This is a genomic window from Ancalomicrobiaceae bacterium S20, from assembly GCA_040269895.1.
GTDB classification, from domain to species: Bacteria; Pseudomonadota; Alphaproteobacteria; order Rhizobiales; family Ancalomicrobiaceae; genus Methyloraptor; species Methyloraptor flagellatus.
The window spans coordinates 1,553,779-1,566,158 of sequence record CP158568.1; the positions used below are offsets into that span (position 1 = coordinate 1,553,779).

Annotated in this window: 9 protein-coding genes; 8 read left to right on the forward strand and 1 reads right to left on the reverse strand. The window is 69.1% G+C overall.

Annotation, left to right across the window (positions count from 1 at the left end; translation table 11 throughout):
* Positions 1-11: 11 nt before the first annotated feature.
* Positions 12-896, reverse strand: a complete 885-nt coding sequence (locus ABS361_07270; GenBank protein XBY46027.1) for a protein-L-isoaspartate O-methyltransferase — start codon at positions 894-896, stop codon at positions 12-14.
* A gap of 425 nt (positions 897-1,321) precedes the next feature.
* Between ABS361_07270 and ABS361_07275 the strand changes: the two genes are divergently transcribed.
* The 8 genes from ABS361_07275 to ABS361_07310 all read left to right on the forward strand — a co-directional run bounded on the left by ABS361_07275 (position 1,322) and on the right by ABS361_07310 (position 12,285).
* Positions 1,322-3,697, forward strand: coding sequence for a Tex family protein (locus ABS361_07275; GenBank protein XBY46028.1), 2,376 nt, complete (start codon positions 1,322-1,324; stop codon positions 3,695-3,697).
* A gap of 147 nt (positions 3,698-3,844) precedes the next feature.
* Entirely contained in the window at positions 3,845-4,498 is a 654-nt protein-coding gene (locus ABS361_07280; protein XBY46029.1) for a CDP-alcohol phosphatidyltransferase family protein, read from the forward strand.
* Positions 4,495-5,661 carry an AI-2E family transporter gene (locus ABS361_07285; protein XBY46030.1) on the forward strand — a complete coding sequence of 389 codons (1,167 nt, stop codon included), beginning with the start codon at positions 4,495-4,497 and terminating at the stop codon, positions 5,659-5,661. The genes ABS361_07280 and ABS361_07285 overlap by 4 nt, the downstream gene beginning before the upstream one ends.
* Complete coding sequence (locus tag ABS361_07290) at positions 5,654-6,385, forward strand: hypothetical protein (GenBank protein XBY46031.1); 732 nt, start codon at positions 5,654-5,656, stop codon at positions 6,383-6,385. The genes ABS361_07285 and ABS361_07290 overlap by 8 nt, the downstream gene beginning before the upstream one ends.
* A 129-nt stretch (positions 6,386-6,514) precedes the next feature.
* Positions 6,515-8,704, forward strand: coding sequence for an RNA degradosome polyphosphate kinase (locus ABS361_07295; GenBank protein ID XBY46032.1), 2,190 nt, complete (start codon positions 6,515-6,517; stop codon positions 8,702-8,704).
* A 7-nt stretch (positions 8,705-8,711) separates the two neighbouring features.
* Entirely contained in the window at positions 8,712-10,259 is a 1,548-nt protein-coding gene (ppx, locus tag ABS361_07300) for an exopolyphosphatase (GenBank protein XBY46843.1), read from the forward strand.
* Entirely contained in the window at positions 10,259-11,314 is a 1,056-nt protein-coding gene (locus ABS361_07305) for a lysine-2,3-aminomutase-like protein (protein XBY46033.1), read from the forward strand. Before ppx ends, ABS361_07305 begins: the two co-directional genes overlap by 1 nt.
* A 68-nt stretch (positions 11,315-11,382) precedes the next feature.
* Positions 11,383-12,285: a homocysteine S-methyltransferase family protein gene (locus tag ABS361_07310; protein XBY46034.1), complete on the forward strand. Its 903-nt coding sequence runs from the start codon at positions 11,383-11,385 to the stop codon at positions 12,283-12,285.
* The last annotated feature ends 95 nt before the right edge of the window (positions 12,286-12,380 follow it).

Below are 12,380 nucleotides of genomic sequence, written 5' to 3' on the forward strand. Positions count from 1 at the left end.
CGCGGCCGGCCTTACGGCTTGGCGCCGCCGTTGTGGGTGCCGCTGATCGCGTCACCCTCGAGCTTCGTGAAGGGCACGAAGGGCACGATCTTGCCGTTGAAGATGTCGGTGCGGGCGACCGTGATCGAGCCGTCGGCGGCCTGTTCCTTGGTGACCTTCAGCACGCGCTGGGCACCGGGCGGGCCGACCGGAATGCAGATCACGCCGCCGGTCTTGAGCTGCTTCAGGAGCGGCGGCGGGATGTGGTCGATGCCGCAGGTCACGATGATCTTGTCGAACGGGCCGGCCTCTTCCCAGCCGTAGTAACCGTCGGCGTTCTTCGAGGTGATCGACTTGAACTCGGTATAGCCCTTGGCGATCAGCGCGTCGTAGGTCGCGCGGGTGCGCTCGGCGAGCGGCTTGATGATCTCGATCGTCCAGACCTTGTCGGTCAGGTTGGCGAGATAGGCCGACTGATAGCCCGAGCCGGTGCCGATCTCGAGCACCTTCTCGCCGAACTTCACATCGATCGCCGAGGTCATGCGGCCGACCAGATGCGGGCCGGAGATGGTGACGCCGTAGCCGATGTCGAGGAAGGCGTGCTCGTAGGCGCGACCGAGGTTGCGCTCGAGCACGAATTCCTCGCGTGGCGTCATCAGGAAGGCGCGCTTGTTGCGCGCATCCGAGAGATCCTTGTTGGCGAGCAGGACCTGGTAGCGGTCCCAGCGCTGCGCGAGGTACTTGGGATCCTCGCCGCGATTGTCCTGCATCCACTTGATATAGGCGTCCTTCGCCCCGTCGGTCGGCGGCGTCGCCTCCCAGGCGTAGGGCTTGGGCACGGCGGCATATGCGCCGCGGGCGAGGGCGGCGGCTGCAACAGCCGCGGTGCCTCCGAGAATGAAATCACGTCTCTTCAATGGTTTGTCTCCCTTCAGACCGGGTACGGCCAGTGGTCTTGTCGCCACATTCGGGGTACCGCTCGCGCGCGGCCGGATTCGGCCTGGCGACGTCTGACGAAATTCTAACAGCGTTCACCGTCGCGCCGCCACGAGACCTTTGAGAACCCGACGTCATGACCGACGGGCGTGTCGGATCGGCAACGCCGGCGGCGCGGACGACCCGAGCAATGGGCGGTTCGTGTATCGGGATTGTTGCTTGGGGCACGGATCGACCGACAGATATCGGGGCGATCGGCAGGAGCGCCCGCAATCCCCTTCGGACGAGATCGGCAGCGGCTGTCGATAACCGGCATCGTCGGGTTGGCAGCGGCGGCGGGCGTCCGTAAGGTCCGCCGCTCGTCAGTTCGCCGCGTGCCCGCGGCCCGATCCGGAGTACCCGCGCCATGGCCTCGCCCGAGGAAGACCGCATCGCCCGTCTCATCGCCGAGGAGATTTCGGCGCGGCCGCAACAGGTGACGGCCGCGGTCGAACTGCTGGACGGCGGCGCGACGGTGCCGTTCGTCGCGCGCTACCGCAAGGAGGCGACCGGCGGGCTCGACGACACGCAGCTGCGCAAGCTCGAGGAGCGGCTGTCCTACCTGCGCGACCTCGAGGCACGGCGCGCCAGCGTCATCGAGAGCATCCGCGGCCAGGGCAAGCTCACCGACGAGCTTGAAGTGAAGCTCCGCGCCGCCACGACCAAGGCCGAAGTTGAAGACATCTATCTGCCCTATAAGCCCAAGCGCCGGACCCGTGCCGAGATCGCGCGCGAAAAGGGGCTCGGGCTGCTCGCCGAGCGCATCCTCGCCGATCGCAAGGTGGTTCCGCAGGAGATCGCGGCCGAATTCGTCAGCGAGCAGGTGCCGGACGTGAAGGCGGCGCTCGACGGCGCGCGCGACATCATCGCGGAGGGATTCTCCGAGAATGCCGACCTGATCGCGAGGCTGCGCGAGCACATGACGGCGCGGGCGGTGCTGAAGTCGAAGGTGGTCGAGGGCAAGGAAGCGGCGGGCGAGAAGTTCTCGGATTATTTCGACCATCAGGAGCGCTGGGCGACCGTGCCGGGTCACCGCGCGCTCGCCATGCTGCGCGGGCGCAATGAAGAGGTGCTGGCGCTCGAACTGGTCGTCGACGAGGACGTCACCGACGCGGTGAAGCCGGTCGAGCGGATCATCGCCGAGGTCTGCGGCATCGCGCTCGCCGGCGGGGCGGCCGACAAGTGGCTGCTCGACGCGGCGCGCTGGACCTGGCGCGTGAAGCTGTCGCTGCATCTGTCGCTCGAGCTGATGAACACCATGCGCGAGCGCGCCGAGGAGGATGCGATCGCGGTGTTCGCGCGCAATCTGAAGGACCTGCTGCTCGCGGCGCCCGCCGGATCGCGCACCACCATGGGGCTCGATCCCGGCATCCGGACCGGTGTGAAGGTCGCGATCGTCGATCGTACCGGCAAGGTGCTGGCGACGACGACCGTCTATCCCTATCCGCCGAAGAACGACGTGCAGGGCACGATCGCGACGCTGCGCATGCTGGTGCAGCGGCACAATGTCGAGCTGGTCGCGATCGGCAACGGCACCGGTTCGCGCGAGACGGACCGGCTGGTCGCGGCGATGATCGGCGAGATGCCGGCGCCGAAGCCGATCAAGGTGGTGGTTTCGGAGGCCGGAGCCTCGGTCTATTCGGCCTCCGCGCTGGCGGCGGCCGAGATGCCGGATCTCGATGTTTCGCTGCGCGGCGCCGTTTCGATCGCGCGGCGCCTGCAGGATCCGCTCGCCGAACTGGTCAAGATCGAGCCGAAGTCGATCGGCGTCGGCCAGTATCAGCACGACGTCGACCAGGGCCGGCTCGCCAAGGCGCTCGATGCGGTGGTCGAAGACGCGGTCAACGCGGTCGGCGTCGACCTCAACACCGCGTCCGCCTCGCTGCTCGCGCGCGTGTCCGGCCTCGGCACCTCGCTCGCCGAGGCGATCGTCGCGCATCGCAATGCCATCGGGCCGTTCAAGACGCGCAAGGATCTGCTCGCCGTGCCGCGGCTCGGCGCGCGCACCTTCGAGCTCGCCGCCGGCTTCCTGCGCATCCCGAACGGCGACGAGCCGCTCGACGCCTCGGCCGTGCATCCGGAAGCCTATCCGCTGGCAAAACGCATCGTCGCCGCCTGCGGCCGCGACCTGCGGACGCTGATGGGCGACAGCGCCACGCTCAAGGGGCTCAGCCCGGCGAAGTTCGTCGACGAGACCTTCGGCCTGCCGACCGTCCGCGACATCATCGCAGAGCTCGAAAAGCCCGGCCGCGATCCACGCCCGGAGTTCAAGACCGCGACCTTCGCGGAAGGGGTCGAGGAGATCTCGGACCTGAAGCCCGGCATGGTGCTCGAAGGCACCGTCACCAATGTCGCGGCTTTCGGCGCCTTCGTCGACATCGGCGTGCACCAGGACGGGCTCGTGCACGTCTCGGAACTGGCCGACCGCTTCGTCAAGGATCCGCGCGAGGTCGTGAAGGCCGGCGACATCGTCAAGGTGCGCGTGGTCGAGGTCGACGCCAAGCGCAAGCGCATCGCGCTGTCGATGCGCAAGGACGACGGCCGGGCGGCCGAGCGGCGCTCGGGACAGGGGGCGAGTGCCGGCGGGCCCGGATCCGGTCTGAGGCCGGGTGGTCCGGGTGGTGGTTCTGGTGGTCCGCGCTCGGGCGGCCCCGGCGGAGGATCGGGCCGTGGCGCGCCGCCGCCACCGAAGGGCGACAACGCCTTCGCGGCGGCGTTCAAGCGGGCGCTGAAGGACCAGTGATCGGAGCGTAGGGCCGGAAGACGCGGGCTCGCCCGCGTCTGCAGCCCCTCCGGTCGTCCCCGGTCCGGGCTTTCGCCGTCTTGTCGAACCTTCGATGCCTCACCACGTTGACCAAGCGTGACCTGTGCCATCCGCTACGAGGCGTCCTTGCCCGATCAACCCGTGCCCGATCATCCGCTGTCGAACCGCTCGATCACCATCCCGAACATCATCACCGTGGTCCGGCTGGTGCTGGTGCCGGTGGCGGTCTGGGCGATCTCCGACGAGCAACTGGGTCTCGCATTCTGGATCTTCCTGATCGCGGGCGTTTCCGACGGCATCGACGGCTATATCGCGCGGCGCTGGAGCCTCCGGTCCAAGCTCGGCTCGTATCTCGACCCGATCGCCGACAAGGCGTTGCTGGTCTCGATCTACGTGACGCTCGGCATCGAGGGCGTGCTGCCGCGCTGGCTGGTCATTCTGGTGGTGTCGCGCGACCTCTTGATCGTGGGGGGCATCGTGTTGTCGTGGGTCATGGGGCGGCCGGTCGAGGTGAAGCCGATCTTCGTCTCCAAGGCCAACACGACCGCTCAGATCGGCTTCGCCGCCGCGATCCTCGGATCGCGGGCGTTCCATCTCGATCTCGGGGCCTTGCGAGACCTCGGGATCGGGCTCGTCGGCGTGTTGACGGTGGCGTCGGGGGCCGCCTACTGCGTACAATGGCTGCGCGCCATGTCGGAGGGCCCCGATGCGGCCGGCCCTGGAGCGGTCGGCCCTAGAGCGGTCGGACCGAGGCGCGGCGAGGGAGGGGACGCAAGGTGACGCTGGAGCGGCAGATCAAGTTCTGGCTCGGCGCGCTCGCCGTCCTCGTCCTGTTCCTGTGGCTGTTCTCGGGCATCCTGCTGCCCTTCGTGGCCGGCATGGCGCTCGCCTATCTGCTCGACCCGCTGGCCGACCGATTCGAGCGGCTCGGCTTGTCGCGCGGTGCCTCGACGCTGGTCATCGTGCTGATCTTCGCCCTGGTGGTGACACTGGTCGCCGTGCTGATCATGCCGATCCTGGCGAACCAGCTCGGCGGGCTCGTCGAGCGGCTGCCGAGCTATGTCGCCAAGGTGCAGGCGCTGGCGGCGAGCGCCATGGAGGGACCGCTCGGCCGGGTGCTCGGCTCGTCCTCGAAGGATCTGGAGAGCCAGGTCGCCGGGCTCGTGTCGCAGGGCGCCGGCTGGGTGACCAATGTCCTGAATTCGCTCTGGAACGGCGGGCAGGCGGTGGTGTCGATCGTCTCGGTCGCCGTGATCGCGCCGGTCATCGCCTTCTACATGCTGCTCGACTGGGATCGGATGATCGCGCGGATCGATTCCTGGCTACCCTTGCAGCATCGGGCGACCGTGCGCCGGCTCGCGAGCGAGATGAACAACGCGGTCGCTGGCTTCGTGCGCGGACAGATCTCGGTCTGCATGGCGATGGGCATCTTCTACGCGGCGGGGCTCGCGCTGATCGGACTGAACTTCGGCCTGCTGATCGGCCTCTCGGCCGGGCTGCTCGGCTTCGTGCCCTATGTCGGTTTCGGTTCTGGATTGATCGCGGGCGTGATCGTCGCGGTCGTGCAGTTCTGGCCGGACTGGCACTATGTCGTCGCGGTGCTCGCGGTGTTCGGCGCCGGCCAGATCCTGGAGGGCTATGTCCTGCAGCCGAACTGGGTCGGCAAGTCGGTCGGGCTGCATCCGGTCTGGCTGTTGTTCTCGCTGTTCGCCTTCGGCTCGCTGTTCGGCTTCGTCGGCCTGCTGGTCGCCGTGCCGCTCGCGGCGTCGGTCGGCGTGCTGGCGCGCTTCGCGCTCGAGCAATATCTGGCGAGCCCGCTCTACGATCCGAGCGGCGCGGCACATCATCCCCATCCGGCCGTGGCCCATCCGCCCCTCATCGAGCCGGCGCCGCAGGCGGATCGGCCGCAGGTGGCGGCGAGCGTTCGTCCCCTCGATGCCTGAGACCCCGAGACAGATCCCGCTCGACCTCGGCCATGCCTCGCGCCGGGGCCGCGACGACTTCGTCGTCGGGGCGTCGAACCGTGCCGCCTTCGATTGGGTGCTGCGCTGGCCCGACTGGCCGGCGCCGGTGGTGCTGATCGTCGGGCCGACCGGTGCGGGCAAGAGCCACCTCGTCCAGATTTTCGCCGAGGCGAGCGGCGCGCTCGTCGTCGCCGCGGCCGACCTCGACGGTCAGGGCGTCGCGGCGGTCCGCTCCGACCGGCCGGTCGTGGTCGAGGATCTCGGCCCTGGCGTGCCGGAGCGGGCGCTGTTTCATCTGCTGAACGCCGCGCGCGAGGCGGGCGTGCAGGTGCTGCTGACCGCCCGCGACGAGCCGGCGGCCTGGGGCGTCGCTTTGCCCGATCTCGCCTCGCGGCTTCGGGCGGCGACGCCGGTGCATGTCGGCGAGCCGGACGACGCGCTGCTGGAGGCCGTGCTGGCCAAGCTGTTCACCGACCGGCAGACGATCGTCGATCCGCAGGTGATCGCCTATCTGTCGCTGCGCATCGAACGGTCCTACGCTGCGGCCGCGGCGATCGTGGAGGCGCTCGACCGGGAGGCGCTGGCGCTGAAATCGCCGATTACGCGGGCGGTCGCCGCGCAGGTGCTGCGGCGTTCGGGCGGCCGCGAGCCGCTGTTGCCCGGCATCGGCGACGAAGATCCGTCAGGCGACGACGCGGACTGACAGCCGGCTTTGCAAGCGGCCGCGAATGTCGTCAAGCTGACGGCTGCGGGCGCGTGTGACGGTCCGTCACAAAAACGCGACAGCGGCCGTAATAGTGTTTGCCCGTATCAATCTCGGAAGGGGAGAGCCATGGAAGCGATCGTCCGTACTGTCGAGGCGCCGGTTGCGGCGAACGAAACGAACGCAGACGACCTGATGGCGAGCCCCAGCCGTTTTGTGAATCGCGAGATCTCCTGGCTCGGCTTCAATCGCCGGGTGCTCGAAGAGAGCGCCAACGTCAATCATCCCCTGCTGGAGCGCCTGCGCTTCCTGTCGATCTCGGCGAACAATCTCGACGAGTTCTTCATGGTGCGCGTGTCGGGCCTGGTCGAACAGCAGCGCGCCGGCATCCAGACCCGCTCCGACGACGGCCTGACGCCGAGCGAGCAGCTCGACGCGATCGGCAAGTACGTCGACCAGCTGACGGCCGAGCAGCAGCGCCTGCTCGCGGAGCTGAAGCGTGAGCTGGTGCAGGTCGGTATCGCCGTCGTCGATGGTTCCGACCTCGACAAGTCCGATCGGCAGTGGCTCGAGAATCATTTCCTGAGCCACATCTTCCCGGTGCTGACGCCGCTCGCCTGCGATCCGGCGCATCCGTTCCCGTTCATTCCGAACCTCGGCTTCTCGCTGGTGCTCGACCTCGCCAAGGTCGGCGGCGGCAACGGCATGACGGCGCTGATCCGCATGCCCGCGACGCTCGAGCGCTTCATCGAGCTGCCGGCGCGCGAGGGCGTTTCGGCCAAGCGCTTCATGAGCCTGGAAAATGTCGTCGGCCTGCATATCGAGGGCCTGTTCCCGGGCTATCAGGTCCGCGCCAAGGGCGCGTTCCGCGTCATCCGCGACTCGGACATCGAGATCGAGGAAGAGGCCGAGGATCTCGTCCGCGTGTTCGAGAGCATGCTGAAGCGCCGGCGGCGCGGTTCGGTGATCCGGCTCGAGATCGAGGCCGCGACGCCCGAGAAGCTGCGCGGCTTCGTCGCCGAGGCGCTCGGCGTCGATCAGGACGGTGTGTTTCTGGTCGAGGGCATGCTGGCGCTCGCCGAGCTGTCGCAGCTCGTCGGCGTCGAGCGGCCGGAACTGAAGTTCGTGCCCTACGCGCCGCGCTTCCCCGAGCGCATCCGCGAGTTCGGCGGCGACTGCTTCGCCGCGGTCAAGGCGAAGGACCTCGTCGTCCATCACCCGTACGAATCGTTCGACGTCGTCGTGCAGTACCTGACCCAGGCGGCGCGCGATCCGGACGTTGTGGCGATCAAGCAGACGCTCTACCGCACATCCAAGGACAGCCCGATCGTCAAGGCGCTGGCGGAGGCGGCCGAGGCCGGCAAGTCGGTGACCGCGGTCGTCGAGCTCAAGGCGCGCTTCGATGAAGAGGCGAACATCCGCTGGGCGCGCGACCTCGAACGCGCCGGCGCGCAGGTGATCTTCGGCTTCGTCGAGCTGAAGACCCATGCCAAGCTGTCGATGGTGGTGCGCCGCGAGCAGGGCACGCTCGCGACCTACTGCCACATCGGCACCGGCAACTATCATCCGATCACGGCGAAGATCTACACCGACCTCAGCTACTTCACCGCCGATCCGGTGATCGGCCGCGACGTCGCGCGGATCTTCAATTTCATCACCGGCTACGCCATGCCGCAGACGCTCGAGAAGATGGCGATTTCGCCGATCTCCTCGCGCGCCCGGATTCTCGAGCACATTCAGGGCGAGATCGACCACGCCAGGGCCGGCCGCCCGGCCCATATCTGGGCCAAGATGAACAGCCTGGTCGATCCGAAGGTCATCGACGCGTTCTACGAGGCGAGCCGGGCGGGCGTGAAGGTCGATCTGGTCGTGCGCGGCATCTGCTGCCTCAGGCCCGGGATTCCGGGCCTCTCGGAGAACATCCGGGCCCGCTCGATCGTCGGCCGCTTCCTCGAGCACAGCCGCATCTTCGCCTTCGGCAACGGCCATGGGCTTCCCAGCCCGCAGGCGATCGTCTACATCGGTTCCGCCGATATGATGCCGCGCAATCTCGATCGGCGAGTCGAGGCGCTCGCGCCTCTGACCAATCCGACAGTGCACGAGCAGGTGCTCGACCAGATCATGGTCGCCAACCTGAAGGACAACCAGCAGAGCTGGCGGCTGTTGCCCGACGGCAGCCACGAGCGCATCGGTCCGGAGGAGGGCGAGGAGCCCTTCAACGTGCACAATTACTTCATGACGAACCCGTCGCTGTCTGGCCGTGGAAAATCTCTCAAGTCGAACCAACCCCGAAACTTCGCCCACAAGCTGCGGGGCTGAAGGGGCCATCGCGGCCGCGCCCGAGCGGGCGGCCGGCCGGCTCTACGGCCACGGACCGATCGCGGTCATCGACATCGGGTCGAACTCGGTCCGGCTCGTCGTCTATGAGCGGTTGTGCCGGTCGCCGACGCTCTTGTTCAACGAGAAGATCCTCGCGGGCCTCGGCCGGGGCGTCGGCAAGACCGGGCGCCTCGCCGACAAGTCGGTCGATGACGCGCTCGCCGCGGTCTCCCGCTTCAAGCAGCTCGCCGATCAGTGCGAGGCGGCCGAGATCCATGTGCTCGCCACGGCGGCCTCGCGCGAGGCCTCCAATGGCCCGGCTTTCATCGCCGAGCTCGAACGCATCACCGGCACGACGGTGCAGGTCCTGTCCGGCGCCGAGGAGGCGCGCGTCGCCGCGCTCGGCGTGCTCGCCGGCTTCCACGAGCCGAACGGCATCGCCGGCGACCTCGGCGGCGGCTCGCTCGAACTGATCGACGTCGCCGCCGGCGCGATCGGGCAGGGCAAGACCTATCCGCTCGGCGGCATTCGCCTGTCGGAATCGGCCGACGGCTCGATCCGCAAGGCCGAGCGCATCGCCGAGGACGTGCTCAAGGGCTCCGACGTGCTCGCCAAGCTGCAGGGCCGGCCGTTCTACGCCGTCGGCGGTACCTGGCGCTCGCTCGCGCGCCTGCACATGTTCCAGAAGGGCTACCCCCTTCACGTCATGCACCACTACGCGATCCCGGCCGCCGAGGCGCTCGAGTTCTGCCGCGTGGTGGCGCGCGGCGACGTCGACAGTCTCGACCGCATCGAGGTGATCTCCAAGCAGCGCCGCGAACTGCTGCCCTATGGCGCGATCGTGCTCGGCCAGATCATCCGCACCGGCCAGCCGAGCGAGATCGTCGTCTCGGCGCTCGGCCTGCGTGAAGGCCATCTCTACGAGCTGCTCGACGCCGAAGAGAAGGCCAAGGATCCGCTGATCGCGGCGGCGGAAGAGCTCTCCGAGCTGCGGTCGCGCTCGCCCCGGCACACGGCCGAGCTCTACGATTGGACCAGCGAGGCGATCGCCGCGCTCGGCATCGACGAGACCGAGGACGAGAAGCGCCTGCGGCGTGCGGCCTGCCTGCTCGCCGACATCGGCTGGCGCGCGCATCCCGACTATCGCGGCGAGCAGAGCCTCAACATCATCGCACACGCCGCCTTCATCGGTGTCGATCATCCCGGCCGCGCCTATCTGGCGCTGGCGAGCTACTACCGGCACATGGGCCTCGTCGACGACGCGCTGAGCCCGCGGATCCGGGAACTCGCCTCGACACGGCTGAAGGAGCGGGCGCGGGCGCTCGGCGCGGCCTTCCGCGTCGCCTACATCCTGTCGGCGGCGATGCCGGGGGTGATTGCCGACACGCGGCTGCGCGCGCAAGGCGACGCTCTCGTGCTGCAGCTTCCGCCCGCGCGCGCCGCGCTCGCCGGCGACGTCGTGCTGCGCCGGCTGAAGCAGCTCGCGCGGCTCGGGGCGCTCGATGCGCGCATCGAGGTCGCCCCGCTCGACGGCCGGATCTCGGGGCGGGCGTGATGGCGCGTGCCGTCGGCAGCGTGGACGATCTCGTCCGCGCCGGGCTGGTACAGGCGTCGGCCGCGCCGGGCCTCGACGCGGTCGTCGAGCGGTTCCAACTGCGCATCACGCCGACCATGGTCGAGCGGATCGATGCCGGATCGGCGGCCGATCGCGCGGCGCTTGCCGCGCAGTTCGTGCCCGGAACGGCGGAGTTGGAGATCGGGACGCAAGAGCTCGCCGACCCGATCGGCGACGATGCCTTTTCGCCGATCCGCGGCCTCACCCATCGCTATGCCGACCGGGTGCTCCTGAAGCCGACGCATCTCTGCCAGGTCTATTGCCGCTTCTGCTTCCGGCGCGAGAAGGTCGGCCACGGCGAGGAGAACCTCGACGAGGCGGCCATCGCCGCCGCGCTCGACTATGTCCGTGCGCGGCCGGAGATCTTCGAGGTGATCCTGACCGGCGGCGATCCGCTGGTCCTGTCCAGCCGCCGGCTCGCCGCGATCATGGACGGGCTCGCGGCGATCCCGCATGTCGCGGTCGTGCGGTTGCACAGCCGCGCGCCGGTGGTCGACCCGGGCCGGATCGACGCCGAACTGGTCGCCGCGCTCAGGCGCCGCTTCGCGACATGGATCGTGGTGCACACCAACCATCCGGCCGAGATCGGCGAGGCGGCGCGCGCCGCGCTCGGCCGGCTTGTCGACGGCGGTATTCCGCTCCTGTCGCAGACGGTGCTGCTCAAGGGCGTCAACGATGACGCCGCGACGCTCGAGGCGCTGTTCCGCGCGCTCGTCGCTTCCCGCGTCAAGCCCTACTACCTGCACCACCTCGATCTCGCGGCCGGCACGGGCCATTTCCGCACTTCGATCGCGCAAGGCCGCGCGCTGATGCGCGACTTGCGCGGTCGCGTCACCGGCATCGCGCAACCGACCTACGTGCTCGACATCCCCGGCGGCCACGGCAAGGTGCCGATCGGCCCGGATTATCTCGAACCGACGGACCAGGGCGGCTACAGGGTGGAAGATCCGAATGGCCGGGTGCACGACTATGTCGACCCGACGGGCGAGGCGTGACTGCGCCGCGCCGGTCGGCGATCCACATGCATTGCGCTGTTCGGCGCGGAGAAGATGGGGCAGGGCGCATGGTGACGATCCTCGACGGCGGCATGGGCCGCGAACTGAAACGCATGGGCGCGCCGTTCCGGCAGCCGGAATGGTCGGCGCTGGCGCTGATCGAGGCGCCGGATTTCGTCGAACGCGCCCATGACGGCTTCGTCGCCGCCGGCGCCGACGTGATCACCACCAACTCCTACGCGGTCGTGCCCTTCCACATCGGCGACCACCGCTTCGCCGCGCAGGGCGTGGCGCTCGCGGCGGAAGCTGGCGCGCGGGCACGGGCGAGCGCCGCCAAGGGCGGGCGGCCGGTCAAGGTCGCAGGCTCGCTGCCGCCGGTGTTCGGTTCGTATCGACCCGACCTCTATGACGGCGATGCCGCGCCGCGCATCCTCGGACCGCTGATCGAGGGGCTGTCCGCGCATGTCGACGTCTGGCTCGCCGAGACGCAGAGCGCGATTGCCGAGATCGAGACGGTCACGCGCGTGCTCGGCGACGATGCGCGGCCCCGCTGGTTCTCGTTCACGATCGAGGACGATCCGCACCGCATGACCGCCGGGCCGATCCTGCGCTCCGGCGAGCCGGTCGGCGAGGCGGTCAAGCGCGCGCTCGATCTCGGCGCTTCGGCCGTGCTGTTCAACTGCTCGCAGCCGGAAGCAATGGCCGACGCGCTCGATCGCGCGCTCCGGGCGCTCGGCGCTCGGCGTTCGGGCCCGAATGCCGTTGCGCTCGGCGTCTACGCCAACGCCTTCCCGCCGCAGGGCGCGGAAGCCGAGGCGAACTCGACGCTGCACGACATCCGCGCCGACCTGACGCCCGAGCGCTATCTCGGCTTCGCGCGCGACTGGGCCGAGCGCGGCGCGACCATCATCGGCGGCTGCTGCGGCATCGGCCCGGACCACGTCGCGGCGCTGGCGGCGGGCCTGCGCTGAGTTGAGCACCGCCGGCGTGGTCGCCCCGATCGCGCGGGGCTTGATCCACCCGACCTGACGGTCGATCCCTCCGGTTCGGCCGTCAGCTCGTCCGC